The organism is Sphingomonas sp. HT-1, assembly GCF_048568905.1.
GTDB lineage: Bacteria > Pseudomonadota > Alphaproteobacteria > Sphingomonadales > Sphingomonadaceae > Sphingomonas.
In genome coordinates this window covers 59,874-78,811 of sequence record NZ_CP183770.1, presented here as the reverse complement: position 1 = coordinate 78,811, position 18,938 = coordinate 59,874, and the positions used below count along the sequence as shown (strand labels likewise).

At 67.6% G+C, this 18,938-nt stretch carries 17 protein-coding genes; all 17 read right to left on the bottom strand.

The genetic code is table 11. The annotated features are described in order from the left end of the window. Nucleotides 1–23: 23 nt before the first annotated feature. Complete coding sequence (gene ftsA, locus ACNFJ7_RS00385) at nucleotides 24–1,286, bottom strand: cell division protein FtsA (protein ID WP_019368697.1); 1,263 nt, start codon at nucleotides 1,284–1,286, stop codon at nucleotides 24–26. Beyond that, entirely contained in the window at nucleotides 1,286–2,248 is a 963-nt protein-coding gene (locus tag ACNFJ7_RS00380) for a cell division protein FtsQ/DivIB (protein ID WP_019368696.1), read from the bottom strand. Before ACNFJ7_RS00380 ends, ftsA begins: the two co-directional genes overlap by 1 nt. Continuing rightward, complete coding sequence (locus ACNFJ7_RS00375) at nucleotides 2,245–3,165, bottom strand: D-alanine--D-alanine ligase (RefSeq protein WP_019368695.1); 921 nt, start codon at nucleotides 3,163–3,165, stop codon at nucleotides 2,245–2,247. The genes ACNFJ7_RS00380 and ACNFJ7_RS00375 overlap by 4 nt, the downstream gene beginning before the upstream one ends. Beyond that, on the bottom strand, nucleotides 3,162–4,055 hold the full coding sequence (gene murB, locus ACNFJ7_RS00370; RefSeq protein WP_019368694.1) for a UDP-N-acetylmuramate dehydrogenase: 894 nt from the start codon (nucleotides 4,053–4,055) through the stop codon (nucleotides 3,162–3,164). Before murB ends, ACNFJ7_RS00375 begins: the two co-directional genes overlap by 4 nt. 196 nt (nucleotides 4,056–4,251) lie before the next feature. After that, nucleotides 4,252–5,664, bottom strand: a complete 1,413-nt coding sequence (gene murC, locus ACNFJ7_RS00365) for a UDP-N-acetylmuramate--L-alanine ligase (protein ID WP_019368693.1) — start codon at nucleotides 5,662–5,664, stop codon at nucleotides 4,252–4,254. Next, complete coding sequence (gene murG, locus ACNFJ7_RS00360; protein WP_026008996.1) at nucleotides 5,661–6,815, bottom strand: undecaprenyldiphospho-muramoylpentapeptide beta-N-acetylglucosaminyltransferase; 1,155 nt, start codon at nucleotides 6,813–6,815, stop codon at nucleotides 5,661–5,663. The genes murC and murG overlap by 4 nt, the downstream gene beginning before the upstream one ends. Next, nucleotides 6,812–7,948, bottom strand: coding sequence for an FtsW/RodA/SpoVE family cell cycle protein (locus ACNFJ7_RS00355; protein WP_019368691.1), 1,137 nt, complete (start codon nucleotides 7,946–7,948; stop codon nucleotides 6,812–6,814). Before ACNFJ7_RS00355 ends, murG begins: the two co-directional genes overlap by 4 nt. Nucleotides 7,949–8,037: 89 nt before the next feature. After that, a complete protein-coding gene (murD, locus tag ACNFJ7_RS00350; RefSeq protein WP_019368690.1) occupies nucleotides 8,038–9,366 on the bottom strand; it encodes a UDP-N-acetylmuramoyl-L-alanine--D-glutamate ligase in 1,329 nt (442 codons plus the stop codon). Beyond that, nucleotides 9,363–10,436: a phospho-N-acetylmuramoyl-pentapeptide-transferase gene (gene mraY, locus ACNFJ7_RS00345; RefSeq protein WP_019368689.1), complete on the bottom strand. Its 1,074-nt coding sequence runs from the start codon at nucleotides 10,434–10,436 to the stop codon at nucleotides 9,363–9,365. The genes murD and mraY overlap by 4 nt, the downstream gene beginning before the upstream one ends. Then, a complete protein-coding gene (locus ACNFJ7_RS00340) occupies nucleotides 10,424–11,809 on the bottom strand; it encodes a UDP-N-acetylmuramoyl-tripeptide--D-alanyl-D-alanine ligase (RefSeq protein ID WP_019368688.1) in 1,386 nt (461 codons plus the stop codon). Before ACNFJ7_RS00340 ends, mraY begins: the two co-directional genes overlap by 13 nt. Nucleotides 11,810–11,932: 123 nt before the next feature. Then, nucleotides 11,933–13,348, bottom strand: coding sequence for a UDP-N-acetylmuramoyl-L-alanyl-D-glutamate--2,6-diaminopimelate ligase (locus tag ACNFJ7_RS00335; RefSeq protein WP_026008994.1), 1,416 nt, complete (start codon nucleotides 13,346–13,348; stop codon nucleotides 11,933–11,935). Beyond that, nucleotides 13,345–15,048, bottom strand: a complete 1,704-nt coding sequence (locus ACNFJ7_RS00330; RefSeq protein ID WP_019368686.1) for a peptidoglycan D,D-transpeptidase FtsI family protein — start codon at nucleotides 15,046–15,048, stop codon at nucleotides 13,345–13,347. Before ACNFJ7_RS00330 ends, ACNFJ7_RS00335 begins: the two co-directional genes overlap by 4 nt. Continuing rightward, entirely contained in the window at nucleotides 15,045–15,656 is a 612-nt protein-coding gene (locus ACNFJ7_RS00325) for a hypothetical protein (protein ID WP_037513100.1), read from the bottom strand. The genes ACNFJ7_RS00330 and ACNFJ7_RS00325 overlap by 4 nt, the downstream gene beginning before the upstream one ends. Continuing rightward, on the bottom strand, nucleotides 15,656–16,603 hold the full coding sequence (gene rsmH / locus ACNFJ7_RS00320) for a 16S rRNA (cytosine(1402)-N(4))-methyltransferase RsmH (protein ID WP_019368684.1): 948 nt from the start codon (nucleotides 16,601–16,603) through the stop codon (nucleotides 15,656–15,658). Before rsmH ends, ACNFJ7_RS00325 begins: the two co-directional genes overlap by 1 nt. Then, the gene (locus ACNFJ7_RS00315) at nucleotides 16,600–17,079 is read right to left on the bottom strand and encodes a division/cell wall cluster transcriptional repressor MraZ (RefSeq protein ID WP_236704537.1); all 480 of its coding nucleotides are present in this window, start codon (nucleotides 17,077–17,079) and stop codon (nucleotides 16,600–16,602) included. Before ACNFJ7_RS00315 ends, rsmH begins: the two co-directional genes overlap by 4 nt. Before the next feature lie 490 nt (nucleotides 17,080–17,569). Next, nucleotides 17,570–17,839 (bottom strand): hypothetical protein, encoded by a 270-nt coding sequence (locus ACNFJ7_RS00310; RefSeq protein ID WP_236704538.1) that lies wholly within the window; start codon nucleotides 17,837–17,839, stop codon nucleotides 17,570–17,572. Between the two features lie 106 nt (nucleotides 17,840–17,945). Then, nucleotides 17,946–18,938, bottom strand: coding sequence for a cysteine synthase A (locus ACNFJ7_RS00305; protein WP_019368681.1), 993 nt, complete (start codon nucleotides 18,936–18,938; stop codon nucleotides 17,946–17,948).

Below are 18,938 nucleotides of genomic sequence, written 5' to 3'. Positions count from 1 at the left end.
AACACCCTGCCGGACGCATTTCCCTAATAATTCGCCCGGAACGCTGCGATCAACCGCTGGAACAGAGCGCCCGGGCTTGCCCGGGTGACGAGCTGGTGCCGCCCCGGCTCCAGCGCGCGCAAATCGATCGGATCCGCGGCGGCGAATTGCGCCAGTCCCGCCAGCGTCGAAAAGGCCGGGCCGCTATGCGCGCTGGGCATCGCCAGCAATCCGCGCGGCTTGCCCACGCGCACCGCATTGCCCAGCGCCTGCTGCGCGTAATCGGCCACGCCCGCCAATTCCGCGCCACCGCCGGTCAGCACGATCTGCCGCCCAACGGGATCCTGGAAGTTGAGCCGCTTCAGTTCCTTCTGAATATCGGTAATCAGCCGCTCCAGCCGCTGGCGGATCACCGTGTTCAGCGCCGCCTTGGTGATGCGCTGGCCCTCGCTGCCTTCCTCGGCAGTGGCCGGCGTCACTTCGATCATCTCGCGATTGTCGCGCGGGCTGAGATTGGCCGAGCCGTGGAAACACTTCGTCCGCTCGGCCCAGGCACGGGCGGTGCCGAACGCGGCGGCGATATCGTCGGTGATGTCGGCCGATCCCATCGGGATCGAGGCAAGCCCGGCGAGCACGCCCTGCGCGAACACCGATACATTGGTGACCCCCGCGCCGATCTCAACCAGCGCGACGCCCAGTTCGCGCTCCTCCTCGGTAAGGCAGGCCAGCCCGGTCGCCACCGGCGCGGCGATGATCGAGCGCACTTCGAGATGCGCGGACCGCACGCACAGATCCAGGTTGCGCACCGGCGACCCGTCGGTCGTCACCACATGCACGTCGACGCCCAGCCGATCGGCGTGCAGGCCCAGCGGCCGCTTCACACCCCCCAGCCCGTCCACCGTGTAGCGGGTCGGTTGCGCATGCAGCACCATCCTGCCCTGCGGGTCGATCGCATCCTGCCCGGCGCGGAGCAGATCGTCGATATCGGATTGCTCGACCCGGTGGCCGCCCAGGTCGGCCTCCAGCTTGACGATGCTGGAAACCAGCCCGCCGGCCGAAAAGCTGACCCACACATCCTCGATGTTGAAGCCGGCGATCCGTTCCGCCTGCTCCACCGCCTCGCGGATCGCGATTTCGGTGGTGCGCATGTCGGCAACATAGCCGCGCTTCACGCCCCGGCTTTCCCGCTGCCCGGTGCCTAGCACGACCAGATTGCCGTCCTCGCTCCGCTGCGCGATCAGCGCCGAAACCTTCGATGACCCCACATCGAGCGCGGTGATCAGCCCTTCGGGTGCAACTTTCGCCATCAGCCTTCCCCCTGCACCGCGCCCGCCGCTACGGGTGCCGTCGCCGGCGGCGGCGATGCCGGCGCGGCCGGTGCCGGCTGCGGCGGTTCGACCACCCCCTGGCGCCGGACAACCAACTTGCTGTCGTCGCGCATGTCAAATCCCAGATAGCCGCGGCCGAGCAGCCGCTGCTGCGCATCGATCGCCACGAACTTCTTCAGCGCAGCCGCTGCGGCCGCATCGCCTTCGGGAAGCTGCAGCTTCTCACCGGAGGTGAAGAACAGGTCCCACCTGCGATTGCCGACCCAACTCGTCGCCTTGACCAGCGGCTTCAAGCCGGGTTGCCCATCGAGCAGACGCTTGCGCGCCGCTTCCTGCACATTGGCGCCGTCACCGATCAGCAGCGGCAGATCGGGCATCGCTTCGGCGGACACCGGCTCCAGCGGCACGCCTTCCGGATCGACCAGCATCAGCCGCCCGTGATTCTGCCAGATCGCGGCAGGCACACGCTCCTCGATATAGATGTGAAGCGTGTGGGGCAGCCGCCGCGACACACGGGCATCCTTGACCCAAGGGAATTGCAGCAGCCGCTGCCGCACATCCTCCAGATTCACCAGCGGCATTGCCCGCGAATCCTGATCGAGCACCTGCTCGTACACGGTCGCGCGATCCATCCGCTTCAGCCCGTCGATCTGGATCTCGTCGACACGCAAACCGGCATCACCCACCGCCTGGGCGATGCCGACGCCGATCATCTGCGGCACGCCCGCCAGGATGCCGACCGTCAGCACCACCGCGCCGACCGCGCTTACGATGCTCCAGGTAACGATCTTGTGGAGCGTATCGGGGCTGATCGGCAGGCCGGAAATCGCCTGATCGACAATGCTCGCCCGCTGCGGCCGTCGCGCGGCGGTGCCGCGCGGCTTCGGCTTGTCGCCGCGCCGCGTCGTCGCGCGCTGTTGCTGGGCGGGCCTGCGGCTCACAATGCCTCCTCGACGATCCGTTGCACGAGCGTAGCATAGTCGATGCCCAGATGGCGCGCCTGTTCGGGCACCAGGCTGAGCGGAGTCATGCCGGGCTGGGTGTTGACCTCGAGCAGGAACAGCCCGTCGACGCCCTGCGTATCGTCCCAGCGGAAATCGGCGCGCGAGGCGCCCTTGCAGCCGAGCAGCCGGTGCGCGTCGAGCGCGATCCGCTTGCACGCTTCCGCCACATCGTCCGGGATCTGCGCCGGGAAGACGTGTTCGGTGAGGCCGTCGGTGTATTTGGATTCATAGTCGTAGAAACCGCTCTTAGGCTTCAGTTCGGTCACGCCCAGCGCCTGGTCGCCCAGCACCGCGGTGGTCAGCTCGCGCCCGCGGATGAACGGCTCGGCGAGCAGTGCGTCGAACTCCTGCCAGGGGCCGCGCGCTTGCGGGCTGATCGGATTGCCGACATTGCTCTCGGCGGTGACGATCGCCACGCCCACCGACGAACCTTCGTTGACCGGCTTGAGCACATAGGGGCGCGGCAGCGGATCCTGCCGGTACAGCTCCTCGCGCGACACCATCCGCCCGCCGGGCATCGGGATGCCGTGCGGCACCAGCGCCTGCTTGGTCAGCTGCTTGTCGATCGCGATCACCGAGGTGACCATGCCCGAATGGGTATAGCGGATGCCCATCAGGTCGAGCATCCCCTGCACGCTGCCGTCCTCGCCCGGGGTGCCGTGGAGCGCGTTGAACACCACGTCCGGCTTCGCCTCGGCGAGCTTGGCGGCGACGTCGCGGTCCAGGTCGATCCGGGTGACGCGGTGGCCGAGGCCCTCCAGCGCATCGGCGACGCCGCCCCCCGACATCAGCGACACCTCCCGCTCGGCCGACCAGCCGCCCATCAATACGGCGATGTGGAGATTCTTCGTCATTTACCCGCAACACCCACGCGCTGAATCTCCCACTCCAGTTCCACGCCCGACTGCGCCTTCACGCGCGCACGAACGTCCTCGCCCAGCGCCTCGATATCGGCGCTGGTCGCTTCCCCCAGGTTGAGGAGGAAGTTGCAATGTTTCTCGCTGACCTGCGCGTCGCCGCGCCGCAGCCCCCGGCAGCCGGCCGCGTCGACCAGCGCCCAGGCCTTGTGCCCTTCCGGGTTCTTGAAGGTCGAGCCGCCGGTTTTCGAGCGCAGCGGCTGCGATTCCTCGCGCGCGGCGGCGATGCGGTCCATCTCGGCCTGGATCTCCTCCGAGGGCTTGGGGAAGCCGCGGAAGGTGGCGCTGACCACGATCGCACCCTCGGGCAGGCTGCTGTGGCGATAGGTGTAGCCAAGATCGGCGTTGGCCAGCACGCGCCGCTCGCCCGAGCGGAGCACGATCTCGCACTCGACCAGGATGTCGCAGGTCTCGCGGCCATAGGCGCCGCCGTTCATCCGCACGAAGCCGCCGACCGTACCGGGAATCGAGCGCAGGAACTCGACCCCGCCGATGCCCCAGTCGCGCGCCTTGGACGAGACGAGGATGCCCGAAGCACCGCCACCGCAGCGCAGGGTGGTCTCATCGAGCTGCTCGACCGTCGCGAAGGCCTTGCCCAGACGGATCACCACGCCCGGCACGCCGCCGTCGCGCACGATCATGTTCGAGCCGAGGCCGAGGCCCATCACCGGGGTGGCGGGATCAAGCGCGGCCAGAAACGCGGCAAGGTCGTCGGCATCGGCGGGCTCGAACAGCCATTCCGCCGCACCGCCGCTCTTGAACCACACGAGCGGGGCAAGCGGCGCGTTGGGCGTGAGCTTGCCGCGCGGCTGGGGCAAGTTCGACATCAAAGCCCCTCCCCTTCAGGCGCATCAGGTCGGCGCTGCCCCCGGCAGCGCCTGAACAGCGCGGGGCGCTGCTCACCTGATGCGGGGTTGGGGGTGGGGCAGGACAGAGAGGCGAGTCCTCCGCGCGTGGCGGAGTCCCCCACCCCAACCCCTCCCCTGGAAGGGAGGGGCTTAAGAAGAAGATCCGCCGCCTTGCTCACGTATCCCCCCGCGCAGCCGCGATCGCAGGTGCGAGACCGGCCGCCCATTTGGTGATGTCGCCCGCCCCAAGGCACACCACCATGTCGCCCTCACGCAGCACGCCCGCGAGCGAGCCTGCCAGCGCCGCCGCATCGGTAGTCGCCGCCACCGCCCGGTGACCTCGCCGGGAGACGTTCTCGACCAGCGCATCCGCATGGACGCCCTCGATCGGCGCCTCGCCCGCCGGATAGACCGGCGCGACATAGACCATGTCGGCATCGTTGAACGACTGGGCGAAGTCGTCCATCAGATTGCCCAACCGCGAGTAACGGTGCGGTTGCACCACGGCGATCACCCGGCCGCGCACGCTTTCGCGCGCCGCGGCCAACACCGCGCGGATTTCCACCGGGTGGTGACCATAGTCGTCGATGATCGTCGCCCCCGCGACTTCGCCCACCTTGGTGAAGCGCCGCTTGACCCCGCCGAACTTGGCGAAGCCCTGCTGGATCGTCGCGTCCGGAATGCCGAGTTCCAGCGCCACGCCGATCGCGGCCAGCGCGTTCTGGACGTTGTGGCGGCCCGGCATGGGCAGCTCGATATTCTCGATCGAGCGGGTCGTACCGTCGCGGTTGCGGATGATCGCCTCGAAGCGGTTGCCACCGCCATGCGGCGTCACATTCACCCCGCGCACATCGGCGCTCGCGGCAAAGCCATAGGTGACGATCCGCCGGTCGCGCACCCGCGGGATCAGCGCCTGCACTTCCGGATGATCGAGGCAGAGCAATGCCGCACCATAGAAGGGTACGTTCTCGACGAACTCCACAAACGCGGCCTTCACCTTCTCGAACGAGCCATAATGATCGAGATGCTCGGGATCGATATTAGTGACGACGGCGATCGTGCCGTCCAGCCGAAGGAAGCTGCCGTCGCTTTCGTCGGCCTCCACCACCATCCATTCGCTGTCGCCGAGCCGGGCGTTCGAGCCGTACTGGTTGATGATGCCGCCGTTGATCACCGTCGGATCGACACCACCGGCATCGAGCAGCGCGGCGACCATCGAGGTCGTCGTGGTCTTGCCGTGAGTGCCCGCCACCGCCACGGTGGACTTCAGCCGCATCAGCTCGGCAAGCATCTCGGCGCGGCGCACCACGGGAATGCGGCGCTGGTAGGCGGCTTCCACTTCCGGATTGGTGCGGACGATCGCGGTGGAGACCACCACCACCGCCGCATCGCCGAGATTTTCGGCGGCATGGCCGATCGTAACGCCGATGCCGCGATCCCGCAGCCCCTGCACGACATAGCTGTCAGCGACGTCGGATCCCTGCACCTTATAGCCAAGGTTGTGCATCACTTCGGCGATACCGGACATGCCGATGCCGCCGATGCCGACGAAGTGAATGGTACCGATATCGGTCGCGACGCCCTTCATGCGTAAGCTGGCCTTCCGTTCTTATTGGCTTTCTGCACCTTCCCCACCGGGGCTCGCGGTGCGTGGATCGACTCCACAAGGTCCGCCAGGTCGCGCACCGCATCCGGCCGGCCGCAGCCGCGCGCCCGCGCCGCCGCATTCTCCAGCGCCTTGGTGTCCAGCCCCAGCTTCTGCATCTGCTTGGCCAGTTCCTGCGCGGTGAAGCTGCGTTGGGCAATCGTCCGTGCGCCGCCGGCTTCGGTGATCTCTCGGGCATTCACCGTCTGGTGATCGTCGGTCGCGCTGGGCAGCGGCACCAGGATCGCCGGCCGCCCGGCGGCAGTCAGTTCGGCGATCGTCGAGGCTCCTGCCCGCGCGATCACAAGATGCGCCCAGGCGAGCCGCTCGGGCATGTCGGGCAGATAGGTCGCCACTTCGGCCGGAATCTCGTGGTCCTGATACTTGGCGCGGACCATCTCGATGTCCTCGATGCGCGCCTGGTGCGTCACCTGCAGCCGCCGGCGGAAATGCACCGGCAACAGCGCCAGCCCATCGGGCACCACCTGGCTGAGGATCGACGCGCCTTGGCTGCCGCCAGTCACCAGCACCCGGAACAGGCCCTCTTCCTCCAGCATCGGATAGGGGCGACTGCGCAGGTCCAGCACCGCCTCGCGCACCGGGTTGCCGGTCAGGAAGGTCTTGGCCAGCCATCCCGGCTTCATCCGCTCGACGGTTTCGTACGAGGTGGCGATCGCCTTGACGCGGCCCGCCACCAGCCGGTTCACCCGGCCCAGCACGGCATTTTGCTCGTGAATCACCGTCGGGATGCCGGCACCAAAGGCGGCCATCAGCGCCGGAAACGCGGGGTAGCCGCCAAAGCCGATTACGGCCGCCGGCCGGATCTGCCTGTACAAGCGCCTTGCCATCGCCCGGCCCGCCCACATCTGCCGCGCCGCCTTGAGCGCGCCGATTGGGCCGCCGCCCAGCCGTCCTGCGGGCAGTACGTGCGTTTCCACCCCTTCGAACAGGCCGGGGAAGCGCACGCCGCGCTCGTCGCTTACCAGCGCGACGTGGTGGCCGCGCCGCGCCAGCTCCACGCCCAGCGCGGCGGCCGGCACCATGTGCCCCCCGGTGCCCCCGGCGGCAAGAACGTAACTGCGGCGATCGGTCATGGCTTGCTCCAGCGCGCGGTGTAGGGCGAGCGCTTCAGATACGGGTTTCGTCGGGTGAAAGCGAGCAGCAGGCCGTAGCCGATCGAAAGCGCGATCATCGACGATCCGCCATAGCTGATGAACGGCAGCGTCATGCCCTTGGACGGCGCAAGCCCGGTGTTCACCGCCATGTTGATCAGCGCCTGCAGACCGAATTGCGTCGCCAGGCCGGCCGCCGCCAGCATCCGGAACGGATCCTCCTCGTCCAGCAGCTTGGTCAGCACGCGGATCACGATCGAAAGATACAGCACAGCGATCACCGCGCACGCGATCAGCCCGAATTCCTCGCCGATCACCGCGAAGATATAGTCGGTGTGCGCCTCGGGCAGGCGAAACTTGATCTGGCCGCTGCCCGGTCCAGCGCCGAACAGGCCGCCGGCGCTCAGCGTATCATGCGCCATTTCCACCTGGTAGCGATCGGCCAATGCCGCTTCCTTGGTCGGAAACAGGAAATTGTCGATCCGGGTGCGTGCGGTGCCGTAGAACAGATAGGCGGCGACCACGCCCGCAAGCGCCACCCCGCCCAGCCCTGCGATCGCGGCGGGCGAAATGCCCGCGATCATCAGCAGGATCACCCAGACCAGCCCGAACACGATCGTCTGCCCGAAATCCGGCTGGAGCATCAGCAGGCCGCCGATCAGCGCGGTCAGCGCGCCGGTGACGATCATCACCGGCAGTTCAGGATCCTTGGCCCGGAAGGACAGGATCCAGGCGATGGTGACAATGAACATCGGCTTCAGGAATTCGGACGGCTGCAGATCGGAAATGCCCAGGCTTATCCAGCGCTTGGCGCCGTTCACCTCATGCCCGATTACCGGCAGCAGCGCCATCATGCCCAAAAACACCACCGCGCCCGCAACGGACAGCCGGCGCGCCACCGTGGTGGGCAGCATCGATACGACGATCAGCACGGGCAGCGATACGCACACCCACATCAGCTGCCGCCAGAAATAATACATTGGCGGCACGATGTGCGAGGCATCCGAATAGCGCCGGGCCGTTGCCGGCGAGGCGGCGGCGACGGCGACCAGTCCGATCGCGATCAGCAGCACCGCCAGCAACATCAGCACATGGTCCACTTCCCAGAACCACATGCCCGCGCGCGATCGGCTCGCGCGGCTCAACTGATCGGAAAGTCGCGGAAGGCCGCCCCTCGTCTCGCCCGCGCCCTCGGCCCGGCGGCTCACCCGAGCGCCTCCACCGCGGCACGGAAGGCATCCCCCCGCGCCTCGAAGTCGCGGAACTGATCGAACGAGGCGCAGGCCGGCGACAGCAGCACCGCCTCGCCCGGCTGGGCCTTGGCGGCGGCGGCGCGAACGGCGGCTTCCAGCGTGCCGGACTGCTCGACGGGCATCTCGCCTTCAAGCAGCCGGGCGAACAGGGGCCCGGCCTCGCCGATGGTATAGGCATGCACGACATGGCCGAAGCCGGGGCGGCACGCCTCCAGGCTGTCGGTCTTGGCGACACCGCCCAGGATCCAGTGGATGCGCGGGTATGCCGCGAGCGCGGGCGCGGTCGATTCCGGGTTGGTCGCCTTGCTATCGTTGACGAACAGCACGCCGCCCCGGGTCACGATCCGCTCCATGCGGTGCGGCAGGCCGGGGAAGCTCTCCAGTCCCTTGTCGATCGCGGCGCGGTCGATGCCGAGCGCCTCGCAGGCGGCGATGGCGGCGAGCGCGTTCTGGGCGTTGTGCGGGCCCTGCAGCGCCGGCCAGCGCGACTGGTCCATGCACACGCCGGGGGCGATCTTCGTCACATCCTCGCTGCGACCGGAGAGCGCCACCTGCCGGGCAATGGCCGCCGAGGCCGCATCGCCGATGCCGATGATTGCGGCGTGGCCCTTGCTCTGCATGCCGAACAGCCGGCCCTTGGACGCGGCATAGCCCTCGAAGCCATCATAGCGGTCGAGATGGTCGGGTGTGATGTTGAGCAGCACCGCGACGTCACAGTCGAGGCTGTGGGTCAGGTCGATCTGGTAGCTCGACAGTTCGAGTACGTAGACGCCACCCTGCGGCAGCGCCTCCTGCCCCAGGATCGGCAGGCCGATATTGCCGCCCAGCCGCGTCGGAATACCGGAGGCCTCGATGATGTGGTGGATCAGCGCCGTGGTGGTCGACTTGCCGTTGGTGCCGGTGATGCCGACCACGCGGTGCGCCGGCAGGTCCGCGCGTGCCTGCGCGAACAGCTCGATGTCACCGATCAGCGGAACGCCGGCGGCGCGGGCGTGGGCCGCGATCGGATGCCGGTTGAGCGGCACGCCCGGGGAGACGACCATGCCCGCATAGCCGGTGAGATCAGCGTCCAGCGGATCGGCGAATTCAAGCGAGACAGCGTCCAATTCGATGGACATCTCTTGAACTGCGTCGGCGAGAGCCTCCCGCGCCGCTGCATTCGAATCCCACGCCAGCACCCCCGCCCCGCTGGCCACCAGCGCGCGCACGGTCGCCGCGCCCGAGCGCGCAAGCCCGAGCACCGCGAAGCGTTTGCCGCGCCAGGCGGGGCTGGCGATCACCGCAGCTTGAGCGTCGCGAGGCCGGCCAGCGCGAGTACGAAGGCAATGATCCAGAAGCGGATCACCACCGTCGGCTCCGACCAGCCGAGCTGCTCGAAATGGTGGTGGATCGGCGCCATGCGGAACACGCGCTTGCCGGTGCGCTTGAAGAAGAACACCTGGATGATGACGCTCAGCGCCTCCATCACGAACAGGCCACCGATGATGCCGAGCACCAGCTCATGGTGCGTCGTGACGGCAATCGTGCCGATCGCCCCGCCCAGCGCCAGGCTGCCGGTATCGCCCATGAACACGGCGGCCGGGGGCGCATTGAACCAAAGAAACGCAAGCCCCGCCCCGATCATCGCGCCACAGAAGATGGCGAGATCACCCGCGCCCGGCACGTGCGGAATACCGAGGTAGGTCGCGTAGATCTTGTTGCCCGCGAGATAAGCGATCAGCATGAACGCCATCGCAGCGATCACCACCGGCATCGTCGCGAGGCCGTCGAGACCGTCGGTGAGGTTCACCGCATTGCCGAACGCAACGATCGTGAACGCCGCGAAGGCGATGTAGAAATAGCCGAGATCCGGGTGCACCCAGCTGAGGAAGGGCACGTAGAGCTGCGTATTACCCTCGGCGAAAATGATGATCGCGCTGGCGACGCCGGCGATAAGGAACTCGCCGATCAGCCGCACCTTGCCGGAGACGCCCGCGGTCTTCTGCTTCCGAACCTTGTCGTAATCGTCGAGGAAGCCGATCATGCCGAAGCCGAGCGTCACGAACATGCACGCCCAGACATAGGCGTTGCGCAGGTCCATCCAGATCAGCAGCGCGAGTGTCAGGCTGGTCAGGATCATCAGCCCGCCCATCGTCGGCGTGCCGCGCTTGGCGAGGTGGCTCTGCGGCCCGTCGGTGCGGATCGGCTGGCCTTTGCCCTGGCGCAGCCGCAGCCAGCCGATGAACTTCGGGCCGATCAGCAGGCCGATCAGCAGCGCAGTCGCCACCGCCCCGCCGGTGCGGAACGAGAGATAGCGGAAGAGATTGAGCACGCCGGGGAAGCCCAGCTGCTCCGCGATCAGATAGAGCATGATTGCCTTTCCGCCAGCGCCGCGACCAGGCTCGCGAGCCGCACGCCGTTCGACCCTTTGATGAGAACCGCATCGCCCGCGCGGAGCGTGGATTCGAGCTGCACCTTCGCAGCCGCAGCATCGGCCACATGAACGAAATCGATGCGGCCCTCAAGCGCAGCGGCCAGCGGCGCCATCGCTTCGCCCACCAAAATGGCACGGCTCACCCCAGCCGCCACGATCGGATCGGCCAGTTCAGCGTGCAGCGCATCGGAATAGACGCCCAGTTCACGCATTTCGCCGAGCACCGCCAGCTTGCGCCCGGGCTCCTGCGCCAGAACGGCGAGCGTGGCGCGCATCGAGCCGGGATTGGCGTTGTAGCTTTCGTCGATGACCAGCGCGCTGCCCTCGCCCATGGGCACCGCCAGCCGCGCACCGCGTCCGGCCAATCCGCCCAGCTCGGCCATCGCCAGCCCGGCGACTTCGAGATCGCCGCCCACGGCGTCCACCGCCGCCAGGATCGCCATGGCATTGGAAACCCAATGGTCGCCCGGCTGCGACAGGGTGAAGCTGAGCTCCCGATCGCCGAGCCGCGCCATCACGAAGGTGCCGCCGCCGCGCGTCCGCATCGTCTCCACGGCGCGCACGTCCGCGCCTTCGCCAAGCCCGAACGTGACGATGCGCGTGGCATAGGGCTCCGCCGCAGCGCGCAGCCGATGGCGGTGCGGGCTATCGAACGGCACGATCGCAGTGCCGCCCCGTTCCAGCCCCTGGAAGATTTCGCCCTTGGCATCGGCAATGCCCTCGACGCTATCGAAAAAGCCGAGATGCGCGGGCGCGATCGCGGTGACGATCGCGACATGCGGCCGCACCAGCCGAGTGAGCTGTGCGAGTTCGCCGGCATGGTTCATGCCCATTTCGAACACACCGTAGCGGGCATCGCGCGGCATCCGCGCCAGGCTGAGCGGCACGCCGGTATGGTTGTTGTAGCTTTTCACCGATCGGTGCGCGCAGCCGGGATCGATCCGGTCCAGCGCGGCGAACAGCGCTTCCTTGGTACCCGTCTTGCCGACCGATCCGGTCACCCCGATGATCTTGGCAGTCGACCGCGCGCGCGACGCCGCGCCGAGTGCGTTCAGCGCATGGGTCGTATCGGCGACGCGAACGCTGGGGTGATCGGTCGGGTCGCAGACCACCGCACCGGCCGCTCCCTGCGCAAAAGCCTGGTTAAGGAAGCGATGCCCGTCGGTGCTCTCGCCCTTGAGCGCGAGGAACAGGTCGCCCGGGCCAACCTCACGGGAGTCGAACGCGACGCCGGAAACCGTAAAGTCCGCCGACGCAGAGCCCTGCGTGGCGGCGGCGATTTCCTCGGAGGTCCAGAGCGCACGGTTCATCGCTCCCCTCCCGCTTGCAGCAGGGGTCGGAGGAGGGGCTCGAATTGAGAGTGCAGGACACACGCCACGGTCATCCCTCCCCTAGCCCCGGCAAGCGGGAGCGGAACTTGGCCGGAAGCTTCTTCACGCCGCGCACTCCCGCGCAACCGCGACATCGTCGAACGGCAGCACCAGCTCGCCCACGATCTGCCCCTGTTCATGTCCCTTGCCGGTGACCAATACGATATCGTTTGCTTCCGCCATCCGGATCGCCGCCGCAATCGCTTCGCGCCGGTCGCCGATCTCGGCGGCATCCGGCGCGCCCTTCAGGATCGCACGGCGGATCTCGTCCGGGTTCTCGGTGCGCGGATTGTCGTCGGTCACGATCGCCACATCAGCACCTGCCGCGGCTACCTGCCCCATCAGCTCGCGCTTCCCGGGATCGCGATCGCCGCCCGCGCCGAACACCAGGATCAGCCGGCCGTCGGTATGCGGCTTCAGGGCCTCCATCGCCGCTTCTAGCGCATCGGGCGTATGCGCGTAATCGACATATACCGGCGCGCCCACGGCGGTGATCGCCGCTCGCTCCAGCCTACCACGCACCGGCTGCAGCCGCGCGCAATTGGCCAGCGTCTCTGTCACGTCGCCGCCGGTGGCGATCACCAGCCCGGCCGCGGTCAATGCGTTGGCCGCCTGATAGGCGCCGATCAGCGGCAGGCGCACGCTATGCGTCCGGCCCTCCGCCTCGACCTCCAGCGTCTGCCCGAGCAGCGACGGCGCCCGCGAGAGCAGCCGCAGCGTCTTGCCGTGCTCGCCGACGGTAATCAGGCGATTGCCGCGCATCCGAGCCAGGTCTTCCACCTGCGGCGCGTGCGGATCGTCGGCCCACACCACGGCGGTTCCATCGGGCGCCAGCACCTCGGCGAACAGGCGCATCTTGGCGGTAAAATAGGTCGCCATGTCGCCGTGATAGTCCAGGTGATCGCGGCTGAGGTTGGTGAACGCCGCCGCGCGCACCGGCAGGCCTTCGATACGATATTGCGAAAGGCCGTGCGACGATGCCTCGAATGCGACGTGCGTCACGCCCTCACGTGCAAGCCCCGCAACATTCGACAGAAAGGTAACGATGTCCGGCGTGGTCAGCCCGGTCGATACGCGCTCGTCGGCCGTCGTGACCCCAAGCGTGCCGATCGAAGCGGCGTGGAAGCCCGCCATGCGCCACAACTGGCGCGTCATCTCGACCGTGGAGGTCTTGCCGTTGGTGCCGGTCACCGCCGCCGCCGTTGTGGGGAAGGGCGCGAAGAACGGCGCCGCCAGACTGGCGAAGCGGGCCCGCGGATTGGCGTCCGCGATGTGGATCGCCCCCTCCACCACCGCCTCGGGCCGCGCGACGACGGCGATTGCCCCCGCCTGCACTGCTGCGGGGATAAAGTCTTCGCCGTTCACCCGCGCGCCTTCGAACGCGCCGAAGATCGTGCCTGGCGCCACCTTGCGATGATCGATGGCGAAACCCGTTACGATTGCGGGTTCGTCGCCGCCTGTCAGCATACCCAGTTTCATTCGGTTCCCGCTCCCGGCTCGGGGGACTTTTCTACCAGCGGCAGCAAGTCGCTCTCGTCGATATCGCGGCCGCCATCGGGGGCGATGCCCAGAATCCCGCCGGTCCGCGCAATCAGGCGCGAGACGACCGGCGCCACCGTCCAGGCGGCCGTCGTTCGCGGCGTGGTGGCATTAGCTTTGGGCGAGTCCAGCATCGCCACCACCACATAGCGCGGCGCGTCGATCGGGAAAGCCGCCGCGAAGGTGGAGACGTTGCGATGCTTGTCATAGCCACCCTCGCTGGCGGCCTCCGCCGTCCCGGTCTTGCCGGCGACGCGATAGCCCGGCGCCTCGCCCTTGCGGCCCGTGCCCTTTAACACGATCAGCCGCAGCAGCTGACGCATCCGTGCGCTGGTAGCTTCCTGCAGCACCCGCCGGCTCTCGGGCGGATGCGCGGCATCCACCTTCATCAGCGTCGCCGGGCGCCAGATACCGCCGTTCACCAGCGTCGCATAGGCGGTGGCGAGGTGCAGCGGCGTCACCGCGATGCCATGGCCATAAGCGGTCGTCATCACGGTGATCCGTCCCCAGTTCGCCGGCCAGAGCGGCCGGGTTGCGCCGATCTCGATGCTCGGCCGCTGGTCGAAGCCCAGGCGGCGAAACATGTCCTGCATCTTCTCCGCGCCCAGTTCGTCGGCAATGCGCGCGGTGGCGATGTTCGAAGAATAGATCAGCGTCTCCGGGATGTTGAGCCAGCGGAATTGCTCGTCGCCCGGATCGTCATGAATGGTGAAGCGGCCGACCTTCATCGGCGCCGTCGCATCGAAGCGCCGCGCCATCGAGGTGATCGTACCCGAATCGATCGCAGCCGCGACCGCGATCGGCTTGAAGGTCGAGCCGAGCTCGTACACGCTCTGCGTCACGTTGTTGCGCGGCGGCGGCCCACCCAGCGCGTTGGGATTGAAGCTGGGCAGCGACGTCATGGCCACCACTTCGCCGGTATGCACGTCCAGCACCACGCCAGCCGCGCCGCGCGCCTGCAGGTCCGTCATCGCGCGGCCCAATTCGCTTTCCAGCGCGGCCTGCACCCGTGCGTCGAGCGACAGCATCACCGGCTGCCCACGCTGCGCCGGATCGCGCAGCCGCGCGTCCAGCACCTTTTCCATGCCGGTGACGCCATGCCCCTCGTCGTCGAGGTACCCGAGCACATGCGCGGCCATTTCGGACTGCGGGTACAACCGATCCTTTTCCGGCGTGAACTCGATCGCCGGCTCGCCTAGCGCATTGAGCGCGTTCACCAGTTCCGGCAGCGCGCGCCGCTTCAGAAAGGCGAAGCTGCTGCCGGTGTTGAGCACCGCCAGATAGTCGCTCGCCGAACGCTCGGGCATCAACTCGGCCAGCTTCTGCGCCAGCACCACCTTGTCGCTGATCACCCGGTTGGGGTGGATCGCGATCATCCAGGCTTCGATGCTGCGCGCCAGCGGCGTGCCGTTGCGATCGACGATGTCGGCACGCGCCGGCACCAGCGCGCTCGCCAGGTCGCGCGCCGTTGCGGGTTCGGACGAGATCGCCAGCAGGCTCAGCTTGCCGACGATCGCCAGAATGCCTGCGCAGAACAGGATCGACAGGATCATCAGGCGCAGTTGCGCCACCGCGACGAGCGCCGGTCGCTCGCCGCCTGGGGTGCGCGCGCGCGCCGGAGGAGCCACGACGACGATCAATGCAACGCCAATTGCTCGCGCTGGGCAACTCGCCGCAGATCGTTCATCGTCGAAGCGCTGAGCAGCGGGCGATCCGCCATCGCCAGCTTAGAACGATCAACCTTTTGCATCAGGCGGTTGAGTTCGCCATCGGGGCGCGCAGCTTCCTGCCGGGCGACGCGTACCACTCCGTTCGGCTGGCCGGATGCCGCTGCCGGTGCGGACGCCGGCACGGCTTTCGCCGCGACCGGCTGGATCGGGCGCATGCCGGTCGGGATGATCAGCGCCGCCGTTTCAACGCGCGGCGTTTCCGCCGGCACCGTCGCAGGCTGCACGCTGGGCTGATCGAGGGCGGCAAGGCCGGTCGCGCTCGCCAGATATTGCTGCGGCGCCGGCGCGTTCATCGCCAGCACGTCGCCGTTCCAGCGTTCGATCTGCGCCAGGTTCGCCCGCGTTTCAAACTCCGTCTCCAGCCCGCGAATCTCCTTGTGCGCGGCGACGATCGCCGCCTCCACGCCGCGCAGGCGCGCACGCTCGGCCGCGCCGTGCGACGTCACCATATAGCAGGTCGGCGCAACGATAACGCTACACAGCAACCAGCCAAGCCCCCGAAAGCCATGCATTGCCATCACGCTGCTCCTTCACTCGACCACGGCGCCGCCCCGGTCCGCCGCGCGACGCGCAACGTGGCCGATCGGGCGCGTGGATTACGCTCCACTTCCTGCTCGCTCGGGCGCACGGCCTTCGCGGGCGGTTCAAAGGTTGGTTGCGACCGCGGGCCGATCGCCGGGCGGTGGCGCGAACCGGCAGGCTCGCTGCCGCTGCGCTCCCGCAGGAAGCGCTTGACCAGCCGGTCTTCCAGGCTGTGGAACGTCACCACCGCCAGCCGCCCGCCGGGCTTCAGAACGCGCTCCGCCGCGGCCAGCGCCTCGGCCAGTTCGTCCAGCTCGCGATTGACGTGGATCCGCACGGCCTGAAAGGTCCTCGTCGCCGGATCCTTCTTGTCGTGCGGCCGATAGCCGAGCGCCTTGCGCACCACTGCGGCAAGTTCGCTGGTCCGGGTCAGCGGCCGCGCCGCGACGATCGCTTTGGCAACGCGGCGGGCGCGCGGCTCCTCGCCGTAATGGAACAAAATGTCGGCGATCTCCGCCTCGTCGGCCGCGTTCAACCAGTCCGCCGCGGACATGCCGTCCGCCGCCATCCGCATGTCGAGCGGGCCGTCCTGCTGGAATGAAAAGCCACGATCGGCCTGGTCGATCTGCATCGACGAAACGCCGATATCCATCGTCACGCCGTCCACCGGCAGCAGCTCGCGCGCGGCCAGTTCCTGCTCCATCCGGCTGAACGGGGCGTGGATCAGCTCCAGCCGCCCCTCCGCCTCCGTCACCAGCGCAGCGCCGCCGGCGATCGCGGTGGGATCGCGATCGAACGCCGCCACGGCTGCGCCCTTGCCAAGCATCGAACGCGTATAGCCGCCCGCACCAAAGGTTGCGTCGACATGGCGCTCGCCGGACACGATGGCGAGCCCGTCGATCACTTCCTCCAGCAGCACGGGAATATGGGGCGCCGCGCTCATTTCGAGCCCCGCGCCTGAACGAGGAACGCGCAGATCTCCTTCAGCGCGGGATCGGCATTGGGATCGTTCGCCAGCACCTCGGGCGACCAGATATCGAACGTCTCGCCGCTGCCCGTGAAAAAGGCCAGCTTCTCGATCTTCGCCTTGGCACGGAAGAAGGGCGGCAGCACGAAGCGCCCGCTATCGTCGAACGGCACGCGTTCGACCTGGCCGAAGGCCCGACGCTTGGCCGCAGGATCGGGCTGCTCGCCTCGATCGATCGCCTGCTGTTCGAGCCTGTCGATGCGCTGGTACTTTTCCTTGGACCAGCCGGTGTCATGCGCGGAAAGGCACAAATCCTTCGCATGCAGGCCGATGACGATCTGGCGAACTTCGGAATTGCGCTCGACTGCAGCGCGCAGGTCGGCGGGCACGGCGACACGACCTTTCTGATCGACCGCCTGGAGCGCAAATCCTTCGAAAAGCTCCCTGTCCACCACGCCAATCCCAAGCCAGGCACAACTCCCCCGCCTCCGGAACCACGGATGTTTCCGCAGCTTCGGCAGAGAATTTCGACAGGAGAAAAAAGGGTCGTGCCCCCCTTTTAGCCCGCTCTTTTAATCATAGAACATCGCGGGAGGCAACGGGCACAGCGGGGATGAAAAGGGATTTCCCCCCACTCTACGCCTCCAATCGTCTCATTTCACATTATGTACGCGATACGTTCATTTTTTGATCCAGGAAAGCACTGTGTCGGCCCTCCGGGCGCGCAAAAGTCCGCCCGCGCCTCTCCCGCCGGCACTAGCCGCACGCACCGTCAGCCGCCCAAGGCGCATATCCTTGATTTTGTGCAGAAGTTTCCGCGCCGCAGGCGCCGCGACTCACGCAGGGCGCAAAACGGGAGACGGACGCGGCTCAATTTGGGGGGAAATCCCGTGCCGTCCCCGATCAGCGATTTCGATGGGGCGAAATCCCGCCCGCGCCCGATCAGCGGCCGGCGCTGTCCTGGCGATGGGCCTGTTCGCGCGCCAGATCCTCTGCAGTGGGATCGGTTGAGTCGGTGCCGGGCGCCACGCCCAGCTCGGCCAGCGGCTCGTCGCGCCCCTTCTCGGCGGCGACATTGTCGCTGCCGGTCAGGTTGGCGACGACCGCCGCGTTCGATGCCCCGGCAGCGCTCACCGGCGCCTCGCGATTGGCCGAGGAATAGATCGCACTCACCGCCGCGATCAGCAGGATCACGGCAGCAAGACCCGTCATGCCAACGCGCACGCGCTGCATGGCCTGGCTAGGGTCTTGTTGGGGTCCGATTTTCATGACTGTGGCATAAAAGTAACGCACAAGCGCGCGCTTGTCGAGCAGCGCCTCAGTCTCGGGTCAGCTCCGAAGGCACCGCCAGTCCCTTTGCCGCCAGCCACTCCGGATTGTAGAGGGTCGAAAGATAACGGAAGCCGGTGTCGCACAGAATGGTGGCGATCCGCTTGCCTGGCCCCAGCGCCTGCGCCAGGCGCACCGCGCCCGCCACGTTGATGCCGGAAGACAGGCCCAGGCAAAGCCCCTCTTCCGCCAGCAGCCGACGTACCCAGTGCATCCCCTCCGCGTCGGAAATCCGGAACTGCGTGTCGATCGGCGCGCCTTCCAGGTTGCCGGTGATCCGACCTTGCCCGATCCCCTCGGCGACCGACGACCCCTCGGCGCGCAGTTCGCCACAGGCATAATAATGGTAAAGCGCGGCGCCGTGCGGATCGCTGAGCGCGATGGTTACCTTCTCGTCTTTGGCCTTCAGCCCCAGCCCAACGCCGGCGATCGTCCCGCCCGTGCCCGCCGCGCAGGTGAAGCCATCGATGCGGCCGTCCATCTGCGTCCAGATCTCCTCGGCCGTGCCATGGATATGTGCCTTGCGGTTGGCGGTATTGTCGAACTGGTTCGCCCAGATCGCATTGGGCGTTTCCTCCGCGATCCTTCGGCTGGTGTGCACGAAATGACCGGGGTTCGAATAGGGCGCCGCCGGCACCAGCACCAGTTCGGCACCCAGCGCGCGCAGCGTATCCATTTTCTCGCGCGACTGCGTCTCCGGCATCACGATAATCGTGCGATAACCCTTGGCATTGGCGACGAGCGCCAGCCCGATTCCGGTGTTGCCCGCGGTGCCCTCCACGATCGTTCCACCCGGCGCCAGCAGCCCGCGCGCTTCGGCGTCCTCGACGATGAACAGCGCCGCCCGGTCCTTCACCGAAGCGCCGGGATTGGCGAACTCGCATTTGGCGAAAATGTCGCAGCCGGTTTCGGCGCTGGGGCCCTTCAGGCGCACGAGCGGGGTGTTGCCGATCAGCGCCAGGCTATTCTGGGGAACATGCAT